This is a genomic window from Bacillota bacterium (assembly GCA_018818595.1).
Classification (GTDB): domain Bacteria; phylum Bacillota_I; class Bacilli_A; order Izemoplasmatales; family Hujiaoplasmataceae; genus JAHIRM01.
In genome coordinates this window covers 39238-61135 of record JAHIRM010000002.1, presented here as the reverse complement: position 1 = coordinate 61135, position 21898 = coordinate 39238, and the positions used below count along the sequence as shown (strand labels likewise).

The 21898-nt window shown below is 30.0% G+C and carries 22 protein-coding genes, 1 tRNA gene and 1 other annotated feature; of the genes, 3 read left to right on the top strand and 20 right to left on the bottom strand.

Annotated features, from left to right (window positions below; translation table 11 throughout):
* Nucleotides 1-29: 29 nt before the first annotated feature.
* Complete coding sequence (locus tag KJ971_00355) at nt 30-1589, bottom strand: hypothetical protein (protein ID MBU1144293.1); 1560 nt, start codon at nt 1587-1589, stop codon at nt 30-32.
* Nucleotides 1590-1633: 44 nt separating this feature from the next.
* A complete protein-coding gene (locus KJ971_00350; GenBank protein ID MBU1144292.1) occupies nt 1634-2347 on the bottom strand; it encodes an ABC transporter ATP-binding protein in 714 nt (237 codons plus the stop codon).
* A gap of 174 nt (nt 2348-2521) precedes the next feature.
* On the opposite strand from KJ971_00350, the gene KJ971_00345 reads away from it, so the two are divergent.
* Together KJ971_00345 and KJ971_00340 are read left to right on the top strand one after the other, a co-directional pair.
* A tRNA-Thr gene (locus tag KJ971_00345) sits at nt 2522-2595 on the top strand.
* Between the two features lie 76 nt (nt 2596-2671).
* Nucleotides 2672-3082 carry a VOC family protein gene (locus KJ971_00340; GenBank protein MBU1144291.1) on the top strand — a complete coding sequence of 137 codons (411 nt, stop codon included), beginning with the start codon at nt 2672-2674 and terminating at the stop codon, nt 3080-3082.
* Nucleotides 3083-3131: 49 nt separating this feature from the next.
* On the opposite strand, the gene KJ971_00335 is transcribed toward KJ971_00340, so the two are convergent.
* The 5 genes from KJ971_00335 to KJ971_00315 all read right to left on the bottom strand — a co-directional run bounded on the left by KJ971_00335 (nt 3132) and on the right by KJ971_00315 (nt 10003).
* Entirely contained in the window at nt 3132-4367 is a 1236-nt protein-coding gene (locus tag KJ971_00335) for an NTP transferase domain-containing protein (GenBank protein MBU1144290.1), read from the bottom strand.
* Nucleotides 4367-5809: a glycogen synthase gene (locus KJ971_00330; protein ID MBU1144289.1), complete on the bottom strand. Its 1443-nt coding sequence runs from the start codon at nt 5807-5809 to the stop codon at nt 4367-4369. The genes KJ971_00335 and KJ971_00330 overlap by 1 nt, the downstream gene beginning before the upstream one ends.
* Nucleotides 5810-5887: 78 nt before the next feature.
* Nucleotides 5888-8266: an HAD-IC family P-type ATPase gene (locus KJ971_00325; protein ID MBU1144288.1), complete on the bottom strand. Its 2379-nt coding sequence runs from the start codon at nt 8264-8266 to the stop codon at nt 5888-5890.
* A gap of 109 nt (nt 8267-8375) precedes the next feature.
* The gene (locus KJ971_00320) at nt 8376-9488 is read right to left on the bottom strand and encodes a nucleoside kinase (protein ID MBU1144287.1); all 1113 of its coding nucleotides are present in this window, start codon (nt 9486-9488) and stop codon (nt 8376-8378) included.
* A gap of 53 nt (nt 9489-9541) precedes the next feature.
* A complete protein-coding gene (locus KJ971_00315) occupies nt 9542-10003 on the bottom strand; it encodes a hypothetical protein (GenBank protein MBU1144286.1) in 462 nt (153 codons plus the stop codon).
* A gap of 168 nt (nt 10004-10171) precedes the next feature.
* Between KJ971_00315 and KJ971_00310 the strand changes: the two genes are divergently transcribed.
* The gene (locus KJ971_00310; GenBank protein MBU1144285.1) at nt 10172-10990 is read left to right on the top strand and encodes a YwaF family protein; all 819 of its coding nucleotides are present in this window, start codon (nt 10172-10174) and stop codon (nt 10988-10990) included.
* Nucleotides 10991-11025: 35 nt separating this feature from the next.
* Here the strand turns inward: KJ971_00310 and KJ971_00305 are convergent, their stop codons facing one another.
* The 13 genes from KJ971_00305 to KJ971_00245 form a co-directional block, all read right to left on the bottom strand.
* Nucleotides 11026-11907, bottom strand: a complete 882-nt coding sequence (locus tag KJ971_00305) for a hypothetical protein (GenBank protein ID MBU1144284.1) — start codon at nt 11905-11907, stop codon at nt 11026-11028.
* Nucleotides 11897-12439 carry a sigma-70 family RNA polymerase sigma factor gene (locus KJ971_00300; GenBank protein MBU1144283.1) on the bottom strand — a complete coding sequence of 181 codons (543 nt, stop codon included), beginning with the start codon at nt 12437-12439 and terminating at the stop codon, nt 11897-11899. Before KJ971_00300 ends, KJ971_00305 begins: the two co-directional genes overlap by 11 nt.
* Before the next feature lie 131 nt (nt 12440-12570).
* Nucleotides 12571-13635, bottom strand: coding sequence for a DUF2188 domain-containing protein (locus KJ971_00295; GenBank protein MBU1144282.1), 1065 nt, complete (start codon nt 13633-13635; stop codon nt 12571-12573).
* Nucleotides 13636-13649: 14 nt separating this feature from the next.
* Nucleotides 13650-14540, bottom strand: a complete 891-nt coding sequence (locus KJ971_00290; protein ID MBU1144281.1) for a hypothetical protein — start codon at nt 14538-14540, stop codon at nt 13650-13652.
* A gap of 14 nt (nt 14541-14554) precedes the next feature.
* Nucleotides 14555-15082 (bottom strand): hypothetical protein, encoded by a 528-nt coding sequence (locus KJ971_00285; GenBank protein MBU1144280.1) that lies wholly within the window; start codon nt 15080-15082, stop codon nt 14555-14557.
* 43 nt (nt 15083-15125) lie between these two features.
* A complete protein-coding gene (locus tag KJ971_00280; protein ID MBU1144279.1) occupies nt 15126-15677 on the bottom strand; it encodes an AAA family ATPase in 552 nt (183 codons plus the stop codon).
* Between the two features lie 11 nt (nt 15678-15688).
* The gene (locus KJ971_00275) at nt 15689-16861 is read right to left on the bottom strand and encodes an ABC transporter permease subunit (protein MBU1144278.1); all 1173 of its coding nucleotides are present in this window, start codon (nt 16859-16861) and stop codon (nt 15689-15691) included.
* Nucleotides 16858-17634 (bottom strand): ATP-binding cassette domain-containing protein, encoded by a 777-nt coding sequence (locus KJ971_00270; protein ID MBU1144277.1) that lies wholly within the window; start codon nt 17632-17634, stop codon nt 16858-16860. Before KJ971_00270 ends, KJ971_00275 begins: the two co-directional genes overlap by 4 nt.
* A gap of 206 nt (nt 17635-17840) precedes the next feature.
* Nucleotides 17841-18209 (bottom strand): 50S ribosomal protein L20, encoded by a 369-nt coding sequence (rplT, locus tag KJ971_00265; GenBank protein ID MBU1144276.1) that lies wholly within the window; start codon nt 18207-18209, stop codon nt 17841-17843.
* Between the two features lie 18 nt (nt 18210-18227).
* Nucleotides 18228-18425, bottom strand: a complete 198-nt coding sequence (gene rpmI / locus KJ971_00260) for a 50S ribosomal protein L35 (GenBank protein MBU1144275.1) — start codon at nt 18423-18425, stop codon at nt 18228-18230.
* Nucleotides 18426-18442: 17 nt separating this feature from the next.
* Nucleotides 18443-19000 (bottom strand): translation initiation factor IF-3, encoded by a 558-nt coding sequence (gene infC / locus KJ971_00255; GenBank protein ID MBU1144274.1) that lies wholly within the window; start codon nt 18998-19000, stop codon nt 18443-18445.
* Nucleotides 18999-19122: a sequence feature (ribosomal protein L20 leader region), on the bottom strand. (Overlaps the previous gene by 2 nt.)
* A gap of 56 nt (nt 19123-19178) precedes the next feature.
* Nucleotides 19179-20564, bottom strand: coding sequence for a bifunctional UDP-N-acetylglucosamine diphosphorylase/glucosamine-1-phosphate N-acetyltransferase GlmU (gene glmU / locus KJ971_00250; protein ID MBU1144273.1), 1386 nt, complete (start codon nt 20562-20564; stop codon nt 19179-19181).
* Nucleotides 20565-20589: 25 nt separating this feature from the next.
* The gene (locus KJ971_00245) at nt 20590-21891 is read right to left on the bottom strand and encodes a phosphoglucosamine mutase (protein ID MBU1144272.1); all 1302 of its coding nucleotides are present in this window, start codon (nt 21889-21891) and stop codon (nt 20590-20592) included.
* Nucleotides 21892-21898: the final 7 nt, after the last annotated feature.

The following is a 21898-nucleotide window of genomic DNA, read 5'->3' as shown; positions in this document are numbered from 1 at the left end:
AGAGGAAATTACGCTTCTTTTTTCAAATATTAAACAGCCATTTTAGTGAAAAGGCTTTCTGTAACCTTTTTAACAAAATAAAAAGCAAGAAAGAAAAGTATTAAATCAAATAAAGAATTAACCATCACATTTAATTGCCAACTCAAAGCGTTTTTAAGTAAAGAATAAATTCCTACATTGATTAAAATAATTCCCATTCCTCCAAATATGCCAAGAATAGCACCTATGCTTTGTTTTACAACTTCTGTCTCGTTCTTATAGTGAAATTTAGGCGTATATAAATTTATAATAGAACCTAAAATTGAAGTGAGAAAAGAAAAAGTTGTGATGTATAATGCAAGAATGAATAAATGATATAATTGAATTTGAAAACTAATTCCAAATAGAACCAAACTAAATAACGCAATGGGAAGACCCAAAAGGACATTAAATGCCATTTTTGCAAACATAATTTTTTCTGGTTGAACAGGAAGCGTTTTAATAATCCAAAAGTTTTTTCCTTCAAGTGAAAGAGAAATTGCTGAAGTATAAACCGTTGACAAACAAAAGCAAATGATTATCAATAAGATTAATTCTGTTGAAAGTCCAACAAAACCTAACTGTGGCAGATATTCAAGAATTTTATCTTTGTAAATTAAACTTAAAACTGATAATACAAAAAGAATAATAGGACCAAATCCAGTATTTAATGCATAAATTGGAACACTAAAGAATTTTCTGGATTCTTTCGTAATAATGGAGTTAAAAACAGAACGTTGTTGATTTAAAACGGGTTTATTGTTTTTACGAGTAATAGTCATTAATCCTTTTTGGTTAGTCGTTAATACCATTTTTTGAATCAGAATTAAAAATAAAAAGAAAGGAAATACATGAGTCACAATTAATAACAATAAATTGAATATATCTCGATTATGTATCGCATTGACAAACCACATCATTGGAAGATAAATTTCCCCCATTCCAGCAATAAATCCTTCTTGATTTAGCATGGGATTTGTTCCACCAGAAAAATTATAAGCAAATGAAATATACATAACACCAAGAAATGCAATAAACATTAATATGATTGTAATTAATTTATTTTTTCTAAATTTAGCTGTAATTCTCGCAATCAATAATGCAATGAAAGAAAAAATAACGGCAGGAATTAAAGGAACACACAGTATTGCAATGAAGTAAAATAATAAACTGACTATATTAAATCCTGTATAATAAAAATAAGAAAATGCCATTGGAGCAGTAAACAAAAAAACTGAAATATAAACAATAATCATCATCACACTTGCTTTTGCAAAAACAACTATTCTTGGTTTAATGGGTAATGGTTCAAGAAGTTCAAAATCTTTATATTGAAATAAATATCCATTTGCTCGTAACAAAATGAATATAATGGATAACGAAGACGAATAAATAAATACATACATTAAAAGAAATTCGATCATATTTGCGTTGTTAAATATCAAACCCAAATCAAGGAATATATACCCAAATCCAAATAAAATTGTTCCAAGACCATAGAGTAATAAGAGTCCAATTAAAACAGACTGTAATTTCGATTTTGAAGAAGTTATGTTAAACATTCGTTTCAAAGAAAAGCCTTCTTTAAAAAAGACTTTCATTAATTTTAAGTACATCATAGTTCTTCTGTCAACTCCAAGAAAAGATGTTCAAGTGATTGATCTTTTATAATGTCTTGGGTATTTCCATTTGCAATAATTCTTCCTTGTTTAATAATTGCAACTTTATTACATAGTTTTTCCGCTACTTCTAATACATGAGTAGAGAAAAAGATTAAAGAACCTTTTTGACACATTTCGCGAAAGACTTCTTTTAATAAATAACTTGCTTTAGGATCTAATCCTACAAAAGGCTCATCTAATAGCATAATCTTAGGCTCGTGAACCAAAGCACTCATAATAACTATTTTTTGTTTCATTCCGTGAGAATAAGAAGAAATTGGATTGTTTAACACTTCATTCATTTCAAACATTAACGAATATTTATCAATCAGTAGTCGACGTTTAGCCACATCTACTTGGTAAGCATCCGCAATGAAATCTAAATATTGAATTCCTGATAACGATTCATATACATCAGGATTATCAGGAATATATGCTTGAATTTGTTTTACTAACAACGGCTCTTTTTTAATTGACAACCCATTTGCATAGATTTCACCCTCGTCAAAATCAATAATACCAGCAATGGATTTAAGTAAAGTTGTTTTACCTGCTCCATTGTGTCCAATAAAACCATAAATATCTCCAGGCTCAATGGTTAAATTGATTTTGTCATTAGCAAACTTTTTTTTATCATAACTTTTTGAGACGTTTTTAATTTCCAACATTTTTATCACCCTACTCTATTGTATTACAAACTGAATATAATTGTCAATAATTAAAAATAATTAAAAATAATTTTAATAATTACTCAGTTATTACATTAAGCTTTGTAACTGAATTTAGGTAAATATAAAAATCTTGATTTTTTTCGATATTATGATTATAATATAAAAGAAAATGCTCTTATAGTTTAATGGCAAAACACAGCAATGGTAATGCTGAAATTCAAGTTCGATTCTTGGTAAGAGCACCATTTTCACTTTAAACACTGATATTGAGTGTTTTTTTTATTTCACTTACGGTATAATAAGATAAAAAGAGGTGATTTCATGATCAAAGGAATAGCGCATTTAGCTTTTGCAGTAAATGATATGGAAGAATCATTACAATTTTACGTAAATGGATTAGGATTTCAGAAGGCGTTTGTTTTAAAGGATGCTTTAGACAATCCCATGATTGTATATTTATCTCTTGGGACAGGACAGTTTATCGAATTATTTTTTAAGAAACAACGTTTGCACACTGAAAATCATTCTTCGTATGAACATTTTTGTCTTGAAGTAGATAATATTTTTGAGTTTGTAGCTTCTTTAGAATCTAAAAAAATTAAGATTGTAAGTTATCCGGAAATGGGACTTGATAATAATTATCAATGTTGGATTGAAGATCCAGATTCGAATCGAATTGAAATTATGCAATATACTCCTGATTCCTTGCAATTAAAAGCAATTCAAAATTAATAATAAGAAAAAGGCTAAAAATAGCCTTTTTTTATTTGCAAATTATCAATTATCGAATGGTAGATCCTGACTTGACAATGTTATCTTCCACTTTAGATAAATCAGCGGTTCTAAAGATACGACAATTACGTCCGATGATCATATTCTTTGGAATGACTACATTTTTTCCAATTACAGTAATTCCTGATTCCAAAAGTTCAGGATTTTCAATGTTTGGAGTTAAATCCGTTCCAAAACCAACCCATGCATTGTTTTCAATTACTGTATTTTTATCAATAATACAATTTTCAACAACTGCTCCAGGTTTCACTTCGACATTATTTAATAACACCGAATTTGTCACTTTGGCAAGTGGATGTATAATAACGCCAGGGCTTAACACACTTCTTAAAACATTTCCAGCTACAATCGATCCATTTGATAATAATGCTTGATGAATCATCGCTTTTGAGCCTACTTTAACCGCAGGAAGTTCCTCTGATTTTGTATATATTTTCCATTTGAGATCATACATATCAAGAGGTATTTTATCAACTGTTTCTATTAATTCTAAATTAGCTTCTAAGTAAGAATCATAGGTTCCAACGTCTTTCCAATAATCATAAAACTTAAAAGCGACTACTTTCTTTTCCGAAATCATGGAAGGGATAATATGTTTCCCAAAATCCAAATCAGGAATGTCTTTATTATTTAACTTTTCAAGTAGAATATCAGTATTAAAAACGTAAATTCCCATAGAGGCTAAGTTTGATTTTGGAATTTTAGGTTTTTCCACAAATTTAACGATTCGATCCATTTCATCTGCTTCCAAAACGCCGAAACGACTTGCTTCTTCTAATTCAACTACTTTACATCCAACCGTTAAATCCGCTCCAGTTTGGATATGTTTTTCAATCATTTTACGATAATCCATTTTGTAAATATGATCTCCTGATAAAATTAACACATATTTCGCATGGGATTGTTCTATATAATGAATGTTTTTTCTAACTGCATCTGCTGTTCCATTGTACCAGTCACTATGAGGTTGTAATAAAGTGACTTTTGAGTCCCTTCTATCTAAATCCCAAGGTTTTCCTGAACCAATGTGATCGTTTAGTGAAAAAGGTAGGTATTGTGTTAAGATAGCAATATTGTAAATCCCTGAATTTGAACAATTACTTAAAGTAAAGTCAATAATACGATATTTTCCTGCAAAAGGAACACTTGGTTTTACTCTATTTTCAGATAAGATATCAAGCCTTGATCCTCGTCCTCCTGCTAAAATTAACGCTAAAACATCCATTATTTCACCTCTTCCTTTATTTTTAAAATTGATTTATAAACACTTCTATAGGCTTTAGCAGATTGAGTCCAGCTAAAATCTGAAGCCATAGCGTGTTGAATTAATATGTTCATCGCTTTTTTGTCTTTATGATAAATTTCAAGAGCATACCGAATGACATGCATCATATCATGAGCATTGAAATGGGTAAAACTAAAGCCATTTCCGGTATTATTATATTGGTTGTAAGGAATTACGGTATCTACAAGTCCTCCCGTTTCTCTTACGATAGGAATGGTACCATATTTCAAAGCGATGATTTGACCTAATCCACATGGTTCAAATTTAGAAGGCATTAAAAAGAAATCAGAACTACTATAAATTAAATGAGCTAACGGATTCGAATAGCCAATAAAACATTTTACTTTACTAGGAAATCTTTGTTCAAGATTTTTAAAATAATCAACGTATTCAGATTCTCCATCTCCAAGAAGCACAAAGCAAAAATCATCGACTTCAAGCATTTCATCAAATACCCGTTTGATTAAATCAATTCCTTTTTGACTCACAAGTCTTGAAATGATTGAAATAAGTGGCTTATCTAATTTAAAATCTACGTTTAGTTCTTCATATAATTTTAGTTTGTTTTCTCTTTTGCCTTTTTTAACCGTATCGACATCATAATTTTTTGCGATGAATGTGTCAGTCATAGGATTAAAATCTTTATAACTAACCCCATTCAAAATTCCTTGTAAGGATTCTTTACGAGATTTTAATAATTTTTGAAGTCCATAACCAAAGTAATCCGTAAGTATTTCTTCGGCATATGTTTTTGAAACGGTCGTGATATAATCTGCACAAACAATTCCAGATTTTAAGAAATTTAAAAAACCTTCAAATTCAAATCTTGGATCATATTCCATGTTGAAGTAAAGATAATCGTTAACTGGGAAAATCCCTTGATAAGCCAAATTATGAATACTTAAAACTGATTTTATGTGTGAAAGGTTCTTGTATTTTGTTTTAATAAGCAAAGGAATCATTGCAGTGTGCCAATCATGGACATGAATGATATCGGGTAAAAAATCAATGTATTCAAGAGATTCTAAAACAGCTTTTTGAAAAAAGGAAAAACGTTCCGATTCATCGCCATAATTGTAAACTTGATCTCTAGAACCAAAAGAGTAATTGTTGTCAACAAAATAATAAAGAATGTTTCCAAGTTTTAATGTATCAATGCCTACATACACCTTTTCTTTTTCGTTTAATTCGATATTAAAATTTGTTAGGTGTTTCATATTTTTTTTGTATTTAGTAGGAATCGCTTTATATTTAGGCATCATTACTCTTACTTCTGTATTTCTTAAGCGTTTTAATTCACTAGGTAATGATCCTACAACATCGGCTAAACCGCCAATTTTAATAAAGGGATAACATTCTGCAGAAACATGCAATACATTCATAAAAGCATCTCCTTTCAAAGGCTATATTTAGTTTTATTATATCATATTTTACTAACTATACTATGTCTTGTCTTAAAATCAAGCCCAAAATTTAATTAAATCATGTTTATAAATAGACATAATAATATAGGTAGATTCCATCAGTAAAAGCAATAATAGGAAACTTGGCAAAGATAAAGTTTCAAGTTTAAAGAAGTTGTTTCCAAGGACAATAAAGCAAAAAGCCGAAATGACTAAAGCAGAAACGACAATAATGGAACGAAGCTTATTTAAAGGCATACAGACGTTTACTAGCACTAATAAATAGGCAAATGTTGCAGCAATGATTCCAACGGTTGATATTTCACCTTCGGTTACACCTGGCCAAAAACTAGCAAAAAGATAAACACCAAGTAAATTGGCAATCACAAGAATCGTTCCCGGAATTACTTGTTTAAATACATTCTTTAAGAAATTACCTTTAAACATTTTATTATTGGGTTCTAAAGCAATGATAAAGGATGGAATGCCTATGATGAAAGTTTCAATCACTACCATTTGTACAGGTTCAAAAGGATATATATTCGAAGTTAGAAGTAAAATCACCGTAAGTAAAATAGTATACATCGTTTTTACTAAATATAAAACTGATGCATTTTGCATGTTATTTACGATTTGTCTTCCTTCTTTTACTACTTTTGGTAACGATGCAAAATTATTATCTAATAAAACCAAATGACTAATATTTCTTGCAGCTTCTGCTCCACTTGCTAATGCAATAGAACAATTGGAAGCTTTTAAAGCCAAAATATCATTTACGCCATCGCCAATCATCGCGACTTTGTGATTGTTCTTTTGGAATGTTTCAATTAATATCTTTTTTTGCTGAGGGCTCACTCGTCCAAAAACAGTATAATTATTACACGTATTAATTAAAGTTTGATCTGAAATTCTTTCAAGAGATAAATATTTCTTTGCGTTGGGAACGCCAGCTCTTAAAGCAACTTCAGAAACGGTTAAGGCGTTATCTCCACTAATTACTTTAATATTTACTCCTGATTCTTGAAATTCATCTAAAGTAGCTTTTGCGCTCTCTCGAATATGGTCATTGATTAAAATTAAAGAAATCGGTTCAACTGGGCCTTGAATTTTGCCATCCTTGAGTTTGTTGATTTTCGCAAATAAAAGAACTCTTTTTCCTGTTTTGGCATATTTTTCTACTTCTTTTTTTATAAGAGTATATTTACCTTTATATACCATTTCTGGTGCTCCAATTGCAAAAGAACCTATTTCAAAAGTACAAGCACTGTATTTGTTTATCGAATCAAAATTGAGAAGTTCTTTGACTCGAAATTTTCTTTTTCTTCCAAAATATTTTTCCATTGCTTTTGAGGTTTGGTTGTTATCATTTAAAGCGTAAATCATACTAGAAATAATATTTGCATTATCATAAGCTGAAATTTCTTCTGCTATTTCTATAAGTTCTGTTTGGATTGGAACTACACTATCCACTACCATAGAACCATCAGTAATCGTACCAGTCTTATCAAGACAAACGGTATCAATTCGAGCTAAAGTTTCAATGGAATAAATTTCTTGAACTAATGTTTTTTTCTTAGCTAGTTTTATTACTGAAGTTGAAAAGGTCATTGTTGTTAATAAAAATAAGCCTGATGGAACCATTGCAACCATTGCACCAGCCATTTTCTTTAATGCGTTTTGATACAAATCTGTTGTTCTCATAAAATCAAGCAAAAAATCCATTTCTGATCTTAAAAAAGCATTATAAAAAGTAAGAAGGCCTAAAGGAACAATGATAATTCCGATTAATTTGAGTAAATTTCTTAAAGAAGATAATATCTGTGAAGTAGGCTTTCCAAGAGTTCTAACTTTAGAGGCTAATTTCTCAATATAATTATCTTTTCCAACGGCTTCTACTCTTACAAATGCATTGCCTGATACAACAAAACTACCAGATAAAACTCGACTTTCTTCTTCTTTTAGTATGGCATCAGACTCTCCTGTTAAATTCGCTTCATTTACCATTATATGACCAGATAAAACAACCCCATCACTTACAATCTGTTTTCCTGGAGATAAGAGATATATATCATCAATAACAATGGCTTCTACATCGATTTCAATATCAAAATTTTGTCTTCTAACAATTGCAGTTGGTTGAGAAAGAAGCGATAATTTTTGAATAGTGTTTCTTGCTTTAAATTCTTGTAAAATTCCAAGAAGGGTATTCAAAAATGCAATAAGGACAAAAAACATATTTTCGTAACTCTTAATAGAAATTAACAACAAAGCAAGAACAGCTAAAATCAAATTAAAATAGGAAAAAACATTTTCACTAATGATTTTTCTAATGGATTTTAAATTTGATTTAGGATGTTTATTTGTTTTATTGTCCATTATCCTTTGATTAACTTCATCTATATTCAATCCAAAAGGAATGTACGTTTCTTTTTTCAAGTGCAACACCACCTAATCATTTATTAATTATATCAAAAATGGCTTTAAATAACAATGAATTAATTTCTAGTTATAAAGCCCATATTTTAAGAAAAAGAACACTAAAAATTTAGTGTTCAAAAACGCTTTTACCTATAAATTCTCTTAGTAATGAGTTGCAAGGAACCAAGTATTGATCGATTTCTTTAAAGTATTTTAAAAACTTGATTAGCCGATTTGCTTGAAGATAATACTCTGAATCATTTGGAATATGTTTTAGAGCATTTAAGGCATATCTTTTTAACACACAAAGTTCATATGTTAATTCCGAATTGTAAATATAATTTGCGCTTTCAATAAAAGGATAAATCCATTTGTATTCTCCTCTTCTAACAGAAGGCCACATACTAAGCGTTTTCTCAGGAGTGGTATTTCTAAATTGTAAATCTCTTACAATTCTCCTTAATAAACGAATATCGGTTAAATTAATAGGATTATTGTAATCAATGTTTATTTGAGCAAAGGGAGAGATGTATATTTTAAATTTTTGATTTGAAGGAATAAATTCTGTTAAAACATCATTTAAAGCATGAATTCCTTCAATAATGATTGGATTATGAGTTGATATGCAAATAGGATCTGCAAATCTTCTAATTTTATCTTTAAAATCAAAAGTAGGTAAACTTACAGGAATACCATTGATTAAATCTGTAATATTTTGATTAAACAACATTAAATCTAAAGCTTCAACGTGTTCCAAATCTGCTTCTCCAAATTCATCAATCGGTGCTTTATCAATTGGCATATAATAATTATCAATGGAAATCATTAATGGTTTTATGCCTCTTGTTAATAATTCGATTTCGAGTCGTTTAGAAAAAGTAGTTTTCCCAGAGGAAGAAGGACCAGCAATTGCAATTAAACGAATGTTGTCGGTATCTTTTGAGATAATTTCACCCAACTCACAAAGTTGATTATTATGTTTGGTTTCACACATATTAACAAATTCTACGGATTTATTGTTTTCAATTTTACGGTTCATCTTGTAAATCATATCGGCATCACAAGTCATTGCCCATTGTTCTGCTTTGTTTAAAACTCTCAAAAATCCGGGTGAATCTGAGAATTCTGGAATTTGTCCTTTTTCTTCTATTCTAGGATATCGAACTAAAAAACCTGGGCTATAATAAAAAAGCTCAAATTCATTTAAATATCTAGTGGATGGAATCATATAACCATACATATAGTTAATGTAACCATCACACTCATAAATATTTACTTTTTCTTTTCGATATTTTAAAGTTTCGACTTTATCAATATATCCTTTTGAAGCATAATATTTTTGTATTTTATTGATGGATTCTTTTTTCTAATGATAGGATAATCTGCTTGAATGATTCGTTTCATTTCTTCAATAATTTTTTGAATCATGTCTGGAGTTAACACACCATTAATGGCTCTTCCATAAATACCCATGGAAATACTGTTTGAAAACTTGATTTGCAATTCTGGAAAAATACGATAAAAGGCCATGCAAATCAAATAACGCATGGAAGTCGCATACATTCTTGTTGAATCATAATAAGTATAATCCAAAAATTCTACATCAGCGTCAAAACCAACTTCATAGGTCAGTTCCCTCAAACGATTGTTGACCTTGGCCGCAAAAAAAGAACCCTCATAATTTTGGCTTAACGTTTCTAATCTTATTTTATCTTCAAACGAGTAATGATCGTTTCCTACTTTAATTTTAAACATGTTTTTACCTCCAATGAAAACGGTTGTATTTCTATTTTACTACTTTTAGACTATTTTGCAACACCTTTTTCATGCAATTAATCTTGTATAAAATTTGTGAAGTCGGTTTTTAATTTTTAATTTTATTGTATAATAAAACATATTGTAAATGAATTGTGAGGAATAAGCATGTTACTATCAACTTTTTTTACTAGTTCTGGCATGGATAGTTTACCAACTGAATATCTTTTTGGTTGGATTCATTTCTGTTATTTGCTATCTGCCGCAATAGTGTTCTATCTATTAATTCGATTTTGTAGTTACCAAAATAAAAATATTCAAAAAATCATTATTAATGTTTGTCTAATTTTATTACTGGTATTAAAATATGGAGGCGAACTCATTTTTGTTCTTGAATGGATTCGTTATGGAGACGGTATTTCTTCTTATTCACATCCTTTTTTAGATTATCGAACATTTTTTTCGTTTCAAATGTGTGGTGTAAATAATGTATTACTCCCTTTTGTGATTTGGTTTAATATTAAGCCTATGAAAGATTTTGTTTTTTCTACTTCAATTATTGGCGGATTAGCTGTAATGATTTATCCTGCAGGAGTATTATTTGGTGATCCTTTTGTTGTTACCTTTCCAATGCTAAGAAGTCTAATTGTTCATTTTATTTTGGTTTTCTTACCGTGTTATATGATAGCCATTGGTGATTTTAAACTAGATAAAAAACGCTGGAAATACACACTTGTTGGCGCAACACTTATGACATCGTGGGCTATGTATGGTAATTTGTTTGTTGATCAATCTGCAAATAATATGTATTTAATGACAAATCCTTTTTATGGGGGCCCAGTATTATTATTAAATGTCATTCCAAATGGATGGCACGTAATTATGCTTTTTATTTTAGTTTTTCTAGGTTTTTTACTTGTCTATTTTCTAGCAGGATTATTCAATAAATTTTATGAAAAACACACACTTACATTAAAAAAGCTCTAACCTTTTGGGATAGAGCTTTTTTAGTAGTTATTTGTTTAAGAAATACCTTGATATAATGCGAACAATTCTTGTATAGAAAAATTCGAAAATTCAGTAATCTTTGTAAAAGTATTGTATTCAGGATAGGCTTGCACGATGTTTAGAATTAATTGTAATTTTGCTTCTGTTATATGTAGTGACAATGCAAGATCTGAAAAAGCAACTTGAGAGAGTAATGAACCAATATAAGTATAATCATAAGTATCACTTGGTAGGTTAGAACTGTCTTGTTCGCCAGAATACGCTGTGGTAGTTAAAATCGTGTTTTCTGAAGAAGACACAAAAAATTCTCGATAGGGTATCGATTCTGAAACAAATCCAGAATATATGGTGTCAGTTGATTCGTTATGTTTGTTCATAACTAACAAAGATACTGATTCTGAGTCAAATGAAGACAAAATGATTTGTTCAATTTCTGATTCTTTTTCATAAGAAGAGCCTTGAACTCCAAAAAGGAAATAGGATTGTTCGGTTGAACTATAACCTTCTAAAATACTTATGTCATAAAGTTGCTGTAAAACAATTTCTAAGTTTTGATTTCGATAAGATAAACCATCAATTAATACAATAGAATCCTCATTTAACGACTCAACTCCAATTACTTTTCCGAAACGATTGATTTGAAGTTCTACGGAAGGATTAATGTCAAGCGTAACAGAAATAGATGGTGTAATATAGATTCCTATTATGACCAAACTAAAAATCATGACAGAAACCAAAGACAAGGAATAAATGAGTTTTTTAAAATATGGTTTAGAAGGTATGCTCATTTCTTTCTCTTGATAATGATTTTCCACTATAAAAGAAATATCTTTTTCTTTTGGAATTGCAAAAGAAGAGTGTTGTTTGATTAAATTTTTAAATTCACTATATTTCATCTTCTGCCTCCTTTAAGTGTTTACGAATTTTTTTAATTGCTTTTGCATAAATCCAAGTTATTGTTCCAATTGGTTTGTTAAATACGGAAGAAATTTCTTTGTGAGTCATATTTTCAACGTTATAAAGTAAAAATACATTTTTTTCGACTTCGTCTAATACCGATAAACTATCTTTAATGATTTGTTCGTTTTCCAAAGAAATTTCTAAATGATTGATTAGTGGATACGTTACAAACAAATCAATATTATCATCAGTATAGGTAGTTTTTTTTCTTTTATTATATTCATTAATTGCTGTATTTCTAGCAATTGTTATCAAATAAGCGAAAAAATTCTTTTCCTTATATTTTTGAATATTTTCTAACATTTTCATATAAGTATCTTGAATGATGTCTTCTGTTAAACTTTCGTCTTTTAAAATAGGTAAAACAGAAAAAAAGACACTACGGTATGTTTGATGATAAATTTCGTCAAAGACAGTTAGATTACCTTCTTGAAGAAGTTTTACTAATTTATTTAAGTCTTCTCCCATAATGTCACCTCACTCTTACTCATATTGTACATTATATAGGGTTAGAAGACAATAAATTATTCTTCACTTATATAAACAAATAACTTATGTGTTTTGTTGGTAAAAAGAAAAAAGACTTCGCAGTCTTTTTTTTATTTAGAATAATTTTGTTTTCTAATTTTACCATCTTTTCGATGAACGATAAAAGTAGTATTTTGACCAATAGATTTAATTGTTGCCCAAGCAATTGCTTCGTTTTGTGTTTCTAAGACTCGAAGTATTTTAGTAGAACCTTCTCTTTTCACGCACCAATTTTGTTCATTCTTTTGAAATAATACATGATACTTCCCTAGTTTCTTTTTTTCACCCTTTTCAGAATTTTCAGTTTCATCATTCTCTTCATTTGAATCATGAGAGTTATTATTAGATTCATCAGATTCATCTTCAAGAATTTCTTGTGATTTTTCTTTTTCTTTTTTTTCAGACCAGAAAGCAACAGGTGGTTTAGCAGACGACTCTTTCTCAGCAGATTTCTGTGCATCTTCCTTTTCTCTTTTCTCAGACCAAAAGGCAACAGGTGGTTTAGCAGAGGCTTCTTTCTCGGAAGATTTTAATGCATCTTCTTTTTCTTTTTTCTCAGACCAGAAGACAACTGGAGGTTTTTCAGATGGATCTTTCTCAGCGGATTTTAGGGCTTCTTCCTTTTCCTTTTTTTCAGACCAGAAAACAACCGGTGGTTTTTCAATTGGTTTAGGTTTTTCGGGTTCTGTAATAGAAGCTTGAGGCTTTGATGTTGATAAATCTTCAATAATGGTATCAGAATTAGAATCATTTTTAGGATTTAGTTGTTCAAGAGGTTTTTCTATTAAGGAAGATTCAATATTTTTACCTAATAAAGAATCTATATTTTCATCTTCAATCTTGGAATCTGGCAAATCTATTTCTTCTTCTTCATCGGTTTCCTTTTCTACTGAAGAAGAATCTTCTTCTTTATTTATATTTTGTAATGAAGAAAATTCATCATTTTCATTGGATGAATGTGTGTTATCCTTCATTTCTTCTGTGTTTGATGGCGCTTTTTTGTTTCTTGAAGGATTTGCAACTCTTCTAGTAATCACATTGTAAAGAGTATATCCCACGATAAGAAACATAATTATGCTTCCTACAATGACAAAAAACAACCAATATTCACTTAAAAAATTAGAGGCAAAAGTCATTTAATTCATCCTTTCTAAAAGAGTTTAATTTGTACTGTAGAAGAAGGCTTGATTAATTCAACAATATCCTTCATACCATAGAACATTCTTTTTTTCTTACATTCAAAGACAAAAGTCTTTTTTAATTGAGATGCATTTGTTGAAATCCAAATCTTTTTTGATCCAAAAACATCCATACATACGTTTTTTAAACCTGGGAATTCATGATCGATTAGATTATAAAAATCTTTTCTTTGATTCTTTTCAAGTGAAATTCCAAAAGAAGGATAAATAAAACTCGCTCCAGCATCTCTGCCTTTTTCAATAATAGTTGTAATATTTTCATCTGAATCATTGATAAAAGGGATAATGGGTTTAAGTAAAATTCCAGTTGTGATTCCTGAACTTGAAAGTTTATGTAATAATTTAAGTCTTTGTGAAAATGTTGGGGAATTTGGTTCAATTTTATGTAATATCAAATCATTGATTTGTCCAAAAGGGATGACAACGACTACAGGTGCTTTTTCATTAATTTTTTGTAAGATAGGTAAATCTCTAAGTATTAAATCGTTTGTCGTTTCAATATAAACACCAATTTCTTGTTTAGAAAGGATTTCTAAAGCCTTAGACATCAAATGAAATTCTTCTTCTAAAGCATGATAGGGATCTGGGTTTTGATAAAAACCAATAACCATTCCTGGAATTTTAGACCTAATTTCAAGAGTGAATACTTCAATTCCATTTTGTTTTGGAGTGATGGTGGATGAATCAAAAACTTGAAAAGAATCCATAGGAGTTCCAAAATATTGAAAGATTGGGTTAGAGCCTTGATAAAGACTTGCAAAAAAATCAATTCCAAAAAATCGATGCGGATTTTTATTTGGAACTAGAATTTGTTTTACATGGCCATCGCTTAGTTCTTTCATTTATTCTTTCCTCCTTAAAAGCGCCAAAGAATTGCTAGAAGCAAAAGTGATATTATTATTTGAATATAACTTATGAATGTAATTGTTTTGGGTCTTTTTTGTAAGAAAAGATCGAATTCTTTCATTAATTTTTTAGTAGTATTCCATGGAATGTTTTTTATTACAAGAAGAAATGGTTTTTTGTCTTGATAACAAAATTGGTTTTCAGATAATAGATTGTCCTTCATTTGAGCATCTAAAGAAGATTTAATGTCTTTATAATCTTTTTTTGAGATATTAAAAAGCAAATAACCGTAAATTTGTCGTTTTCTAAAGTACAATTTTGCTCCAAGAAATGTAAGGAGTATTATTAGTAACAAATAGAGTGGTTCAATTATTTTATAAGTGCCAATATAATTGAGAAAAAGAAGACCCATTAAAATAAACAGTAAAAAATCTATTCTATCTATAGACGCGTGATAACGAAAAATAATATTAACACTGTAATATAGGATTAAAACAGAAAGTAAAAAACGTAAAACGATATCATAATAATGTTCCATCTAAGTAATCACCTTATCTTTATTATATCATGAATTGATAATTTTATAACAGTTCTATAAAAGGTTTTACACGATTTAGTAAATCATCAAGTGGCAAAACTTCTTTTATCACCAATGTAGTGGTTTTAACATTTTTAAGCCATTTTTCATGTTGTTTTTGGCTTCGGACTGATTCATCTAAAATTTCATATTGACTTACCCAAGCCAAAAATTCTTGATGTTGAGAATATAAATCTCCACCAGGAAGAACTCTTTCTTTAAAACGATTTTCTTCCCGAGTTTGAATTCGTTTTAAACGAGTTTCTAAAGGCAAATGCAAATAGATAAATAAATCAATTTGGGTTTTAAAAGAATCTCCCCATCCAACAAAGGCTCCAGAAATCACGTTGTTTGTATAAGCATTCAATTGATTTTGAACAATTTTAATGGATTCATATTCCTTTTTTTTCACAGTAAAAGGAGGATCCGTATTTTCCCATAATGCATCATCAGTGTCAATAAAATGATAATTATATTTTTCAGAAATTGCTTTTGCTAAAGTAGTAGCTCCAGAACCCGAAGCGCCAAAAATATGTATTGTTTTTCGATTTTGCAACGTCATCACCCTTATTTTTGAAACATAATTTTTTCGCTTTTAAACATTTTATTTAGAATGTATACAAATAAAATGAGATAAAATAGGTTTGCGCCAACAGAAATAAGCAAATATATTACTTGATTTGAATCAAACGTTAAAATTGCTGTCATAGTTTGAACGGTATTATAAATAGGTAAAAGGTATAAAAAATAATTTGTAGTTGCTCCATTTCCAAACATCGAAGAAAGTCCTACAATAATAGAAATAAAGTACACAGGCATAATCAATGTTCCAGCTTCTTTTAAACTTCTTGAATAAGCAGAAATAACTGAAATAATTCCAACAATAACGAATACTGTTGAAAAAAGTAATACTAAAATCATTAAGTAGTCTTGGATGCTATATATTGAAGTGTTAAAATTTTCCATTTGCAATAATTTTGGTAAAGATGCAAGAATACCTATAAAGGATGAAATGGCAGAAATGAGCGATAAAACAGACAAACTAAGAATTTTTCCAATTGCAATTTCACTGCGTTTGATTGGCGTAATTAATAGTGTTGAAATGGTACCTCTTTCTTTTTCTCCAGCAATGGATTCAGGTCCTACCGACATCGCACCAGAAAACAAAAACATCACCACAAGCATCGGCAAAAGGGTAGCCATAATTTGCCCTGCAATTTGATTGTTATCAACCAAAGTACCCCCTATATCGTATACAAAATAATCAGTATCTCCATACAATTCAATGCTTAATTGAGATTGATAGATTTGTAAATACGATTTGAAACGATTGGTTATTGAACTAGAATTAAGATTATTTAAATTGGAATAAATGAAAACGATTGGTTTATCTCCTGTTTTATCATATTCTGAAAAATCTTCATCAAAAGCAAGAATTAAGTCCCAATCTTCTGAATCTATCATATCTTTATACGTATCGATCTCGGGTGTTGTGATTTCTTTTATGTTTAAGAACTCACTATCCTCATAAGTTTCATATATACCTTGAAAATCAACAGGCACATTAATAACAGCAATATTAGAAACAGTATCCGAAGTCTGTGAAGTAATAGCACCACCGATAAAAGAGTAAATCAAAAAGATCATAAGCCCTGGTAAAATCATAATGGTTATGACCAAACGTTTGTCTTTTATGACTCTATCCCATTCTTTTTTAAAAATAGTCCATATATTTTTCATAAAAGGATTTCCTCCTCTTCAACTAGTTTAAAAAAGTAATCTTCAAGACTGTTTCCATCTTGTAGTAATTCAGATAGTAAAGATGATGTTTTTAATTTTCCATTTATAATAATTCCGACGCGATCACATATTTTTTCGACTAAACTAAAAATATGGGTTGAAACAAGTATTGTTTTCCCCAACGATTTTAAACTTAATAAATAATCCGTGACTACTTTTGCTGTTAAGACATCAAGCCCATTCGTTGGTTCATCAAAAACAATTACATCAGGGTCATGTACAAGCGAGATTGCAATTTGTACTTTTTGTCTCATTCCTGTAGATAATTCGCCCACTTTTACTTCTGCAAATTTATCAATTTGGAATTTAGAAAAAAGCAAGGCTCTTCTTGTCAAAATGGTAGCCTCATCAATGCCATGTAAACGCGAAAAATAATTAAACAAGTAATTAGGGGTAAAGAAATCTTCGAGTTTTAAATCACTTGTTAAAAAACCAATGGTTTTTCTTACTTCGTCTTCAGAAGATAAAACACTATATCCATTTATAAAAATATCGCCTTTATCTGGTTTTATTAAGGTTGAAATACAACGCAAGGCAGTCGTTTTCCCTGCTCCATTTGGTCCTAATAAACCGTAAATTTCGCCCTTATATGCTTCAAAAGACAAGTCGTTAACAGCTACTTTATATTTATCGTTTGTTTTCTCAATTTTTTGTTGTTTTTTTGATAGTTTAAATGTTTTAGATATGTGTTCTACTTTTACAATTGCTTCCATAGACCCTCCAGTACTTATGTCATACTCATATTACCAAAAAAACGATATTTTTACAATCAAAAATGGAGTTGATTTAGATTAATCTGAAGTTCTCAAAAAAAATAAGTTTTTTTGACTTATTTTACGTTTCTTTGATTAATATATAATTTATATTATTTTAATTTAAAAAGTAATAAAGAAAAAAGTCTATTTCTAGACTTTTTGCTTTATTTAGAGTTTTTATCGATTGCTTTTTTAGCTTGGTCGCAAATAGAACTAAATCCTTGAGAATCAGTTACAGCGATGTCTGCTAACATTTTACGGTTTACTTCTACATTAGCAAGATTTAACCCGTTAATCAATTTAGAATAAGATAATCCATTTAATCTAGCAGCTGCATTTATTCTAGTAATCCATAGTTTGCGAAAATCACGTTTTCTTCTTCTACGATCACGAAATGCATATGCAAGTGAATTCATTACTTGTTCTTTAGCTGTTTTGTATAATAAATGCTTTGCACCATAATAACCTTTAGCTAATTTTAATATTCTTTTATGTCTTCTTCTAGTGGTATATCCACCTTTTACTCTTGGCATTTTTCTTCCTCCTAAACCTTACAAGTACGGTATTTGATGCTTAATTCTCTTTACATCTGATGCGGACACAATTTCAGTAGATCTACCTTGACGATTTTGTTTTGGTGATTTATGGCCCATCAAATGACCGTGGAACGTACTACTTCTTTTTAATTTTCCCGAACCTGTTTTCTTAATTCTTTTTTTGGTTCCCGAATGGGATTTCATTTTTGGCATATTCAAACACTCCTCTGTTATTTTTTCTTAGAACCTAAAGTCATCGTAATATATCTTCCTTCATGCATGATATCTTTTTCTAATTCGCCAACTTCAAAGCACCTGATTTTGAATTTCTCCAAAACTTCCTTACCTTGTAAAACTAGCATTTGACCAGCACGATATGGCAATCGTACGGAAACTTTTAATTTATCGCCTTTTTCAAGAAATTTAATGGCATTTCTTATTTTGGTTTCAAAATCATGTGTATCGATTACTGCAGTTAAGCGTATTTCTTTCAGTTCAACAACTTTTTGATTTTTTCTTGCTTCTCTTGCTTTACGTTGTTGTTCGTAACGAAATTTTGAGTAATCCATTAATTTGCAGACCGGTGGTTTTGCTCCTGGTGCGACCATGACTAAGTCAAGGCCTTCTTGAGAAGCTATATACATTGCTTCTCTGGTTGATTTTACACCAAATTGTGTACCATCAGCACCAATTAACAACACTTCTCTTACACGAATTTCTTCGTTAATTAACGTGTCATCTCTTTTGACCGGTTTACTGTTGTTATATAAAATATTCAACACCTCCATATAATTAAAAAAGTGGATACCAGAATGGCACCCACAATGCTTACAAATCTAAGTTATCCTTAGTAGCTAGCAACCTATTGATTCATCAATCAGGTGAGAAGTGGGTACTTCTTCTTTCTACGGTTTTTTTAACCTCTTACATTATAGTATAATTGCACTATTTTGTCAACAAAAAAACTTACAAATCTTTTTTAGGAATTTTTCGCTTTTCATTTAAATAATTTTCTTTATTTACTTGATAAGCTCTCGCAATTGCAAGAGAACCTTTTGGAACATTTTTATTTAAAGTTGAACCAGCAGCAATCAAAGAATTATCTTCAATACGAATTGGAGCAATTAAGTTTACATTACAACCAATGAACACGTCATCACCAATAAAAGTTTGATATTTATTTACGCCATCGTAATTCACCGTAATGGCACCACATCCAAAATTGACATTAGAACCAAAGGTTGCATCGCCAATATAAGCTAAATGTGATGCTTTTGTATTAACTCCTGTTGAAGATTTCTTCACTTCAACAAAGTTTCCAATTCTGTTTTTAGGGCCAATATTTGCGCCATCACGTAAATGGGCAAATGGACCTATGGTGCTATCTTCTTGTACAACAGAATTGTAAACAAGTGAATGTCTACATACGACTCTTTCGCCAATGATACTTTCATGAATTTCAGTATTAGGACCTATTTGAGCACCTTTTTTTATAACTGAATTTCCAGTAATATAGGTATTAGGGTGAATTAATACATTTTCTTCAATCTTAACATTATGGCCTATTGTTATGGTTTCAGGATTAATCATTGCCACGCCATTTAACATTAATGCTTTATTAATCTTTAATCGCAGTTGTGCTTCAGCAATACTTAAAGCATACAAATCATTTACGCCTAATGCTTTGAAAGATTCTTTTAATAAATAAGACCCAATCAGTTGATTGTTTTTCTTTGAAATGGTAACGATATCTGTTAAATAATATTCATTCTTTGAGTTGTGATTGTCAATTTGTTTTAAAGCATGAAATAAAACATTGTTTTTTACAATATAAATACCAGTATTAATTTCGTTAATCGATTTCTGTGCAGAAGTAGCTTCTTGTTCTTCAATAATAGCTTCAAGTTGACCAAACGTGTTTCTAACAATTCTTCCATATCCTTCAGGGGTAAGCAAGTTTGTCGTAACGATTGTCAAGTCATTCTTTTTTTCGTAGTGTTCTTGAAAAGCTTGTTTGATTACTAAATCATCAATTAAAGGCATATCTCCTGGAAGAATCATCGTATCGCCTTCCATATCAGTAATAAAGTCTTCTGTAACCATCACTGCGTGCCCTGTACCAAGTTGTTCTTCTTGAACAGCATAAGAGACGGTATTACCTAAAATATCTTTAATAACCTCTCTTTTATGGCCTACAACGACAATAATCTCATCTGCGACAAGACTATTGCGGATATTTTCAACAATATAAGCAATCATAGGTTTTCTAAGTAAAGAATAAGCGCATTTTGGTAATTCAGTTTTCATTCGAGTGCCCTTACCTGCAGCTAATATCACAGCATACTTTTTCATTGCAAATGTTCCTCCTTTTGAATCATTAATGATTTAAACGATCGATTATTGATACAATTAATTGAATATAATTGTCTACTTCTTTTTCTGTTTTAGCGCTAACAGAAATTCGAATCAGAGGTTCAGTACCGCTTGCTCGAACTAATATTTTTCCGTCAGACCCTAAAATTTCTTTGATTTCATTTACTTTAAATAAAACTTCTTCATGCTGAACTAAATCTCGATTTACATGATGAAGGTTTACAAGTTTATCTGGATACATTTTAATAGAAGAAGTTATTTCTTGTAAACTTTGATTGGTTTCGAAAAGAATTTTTATTAAAAAGGCAGCATTTAAAACACCATCACCAGTATTTAACAAGATTTTATTGATAATATGGCCAGAGTTTTCACCGCCAAGAATGATGTTATTTTTTTCAAGAGCTTCAAAGATATATTTATCACCAATATTGGTTTGAATTACTTCAATTCCATGTTTTTCAAGAGCTTTAATGATACCAAGATTGCTCATTTTTGTCAATGCAACTTTGTGATGTTTTAATAAATTTTGATTTTCAAGATAAAGAGCCATAACATAAAGCAAATAATCTCCATCGTAAACATTTGAATGTGAATCCACCACGATTAAACGATCTCCATCTCCATCAAAAGAAATTCCAAAATCTAATTGATTTGATTGAACAAATTGGAGAATTGTTTCAATATGAGTGGATCCAACGGATTGATTGATATTTCTTCCATCGGGATGATTTCCAATTAAAAACAGATTATCTGTCATTTGTTGGAAAATAAAAGGAGCGGAAAAAATAGTAGCACCATTTGCTAAATCTAGACCAATTTTAAAGTTTGTTTTCACCAAAACATCATTGAATAATTCTTTGTATAGATTTAATACATCAATAGATTCTAAATCATGGCCCACTTTAGTAGAAAGAGGTAAATCTTTCTTGCCATCTAAAAAAAGTTCGATTACATTTTCTTCTTCTTCAAAAAGTTTTTTTCCTTGTAGAAAGACTTTGATTCCATTATCATGATAAGGATTATGACTTGCGGTTATCATTACTCCAAGACTTTTTTGAATTTGACTAATATAAGAAAGAACTGGAGTTGAAACAATTCCAATGTCTAAAACATCAATACCGCTGATCTTAGCACCCTGTTTAATGGCATCTACTAACATTTCGCCGGATTCTCTTGTATCTCTTCCAATGACAAGAGTCTCAAGTGATAATAATTTTAAACTTCGACCTACACGAAATGCAAGATCAAAATTTAAATAATCATATGCTTTTCCTCTTATTCCATCGGTTCCAAAATAATGACCCATAAAATTC

Coding starts and splice junctions, on each gene's coding strand:
- rplT (MBU1144276.1), bottom strand. CDS start 18,209: ATGCCAAGAGTAAAAGGTGGATATACCACTAGAAGAAGACATAAAAGA.
- rpmI (MBU1144275.1), bottom strand. CDS start 18,425: ATGCCAAAAATGAAATCCCATTCGGGAACCAAAAAAAGAATTAAGAAA.
- KJ971_00290 (MBU1144281.1), bottom strand. CDS start 14,540: ATGAAAGAACTAAGCGATGGCCATGTAAAACAAATTCTAGTTCCAAAT.
- glmU (MBU1144273.1), bottom strand. CDS start 20,564: ATGAAAAAGTATGCTGTGATATTAGCTGCAGGTAAGGGCACTCGAATG.
- KJ971_00245 (MBU1144272.1), bottom strand. CDS start 21,891: ATGGGTCATTATTTTGGAACCGATGGAATAAGAGGAAAAGCATATGAT.
- KJ971_00305 (MBU1144284.1), bottom strand. CDS start 11,907: ATGAAATATAGTGAATTTAAAAATTTAATCAAACAACACTCTTCTTTT.
- KJ971_00300 (MBU1144283.1), bottom strand. CDS start 12,439: ATGGGAGAAGACTTAAATAAATTAGTAAAACTTCTTCAAGAAGGTAAT.
- KJ971_00350 (MBU1144292.1), bottom strand. CDS start 2,347: ATGTTGGAAATTAAAAACGTCTCAAAAAGTTATGATAAAAAAAAGTTT.
- KJ971_00275 (MBU1144278.1), bottom strand. CDS start 16,861: ATGAAAAATATATGGACTATTTTTAAAAAAGAATGGGATAGAGTCATA.
- KJ971_00320 (MBU1144287.1), bottom strand. CDS start 9,488: ATGTATGGTTATATGATTCCATCCACTAGATATTTAAATGAATTTGAG.
- KJ971_00340 (MBU1144291.1), top strand. CDS start 2,672: ATGATCAAAGGAATAGCGCATTTAGCTTTTGCAGTAAATGATATGGAA.
- KJ971_00330 (MBU1144289.1), bottom strand. CDS start 5,809: ATGAATGTATTGCATGTTTCTGCAGAATGTTATCCCTTTATTAAAATT.
- KJ971_00335 (MBU1144290.1), bottom strand. CDS start 4,367: ATGGATGTTTTAGCGTTAATTTTAGCAGGAGGACGAGGATCAAGGCTT.
- KJ971_00285 (MBU1144280.1), bottom strand. CDS start 15,082: ATGGAACATTATTATGATATCGTTTTACGTTTTTTACTTTCTGTTTTA.
- infC (MBU1144274.1), bottom strand. CDS start 19,000: ATGGAGGTGTTGAATATTTTATATAACAACAGTAAACCGGTCAAAAGA.
- KJ971_00295 (MBU1144282.1), bottom strand. CDS start 13,635: ATGACTTTTGCCTCTAATTTTTTAAGTGAATATTGGTTGTTTTTTGTC.
- KJ971_00315 (MBU1144286.1), bottom strand. CDS start 10,003: ATGTTTAAAATTAAAGTAGGAAACGATCATTACTCGTTTGAAGATAAA.
- KJ971_00270 (MBU1144277.1), bottom strand. CDS start 17,634: ATGGAAGCAATTGTAAAAGTAGAACACATATCTAAAACATTTAAACTA.
- KJ971_00310 (MBU1144285.1), top strand. CDS start 10,172: ATGTTACTATCAACTTTTTTTACTAGTTCTGGCATGGATAGTTTACCA.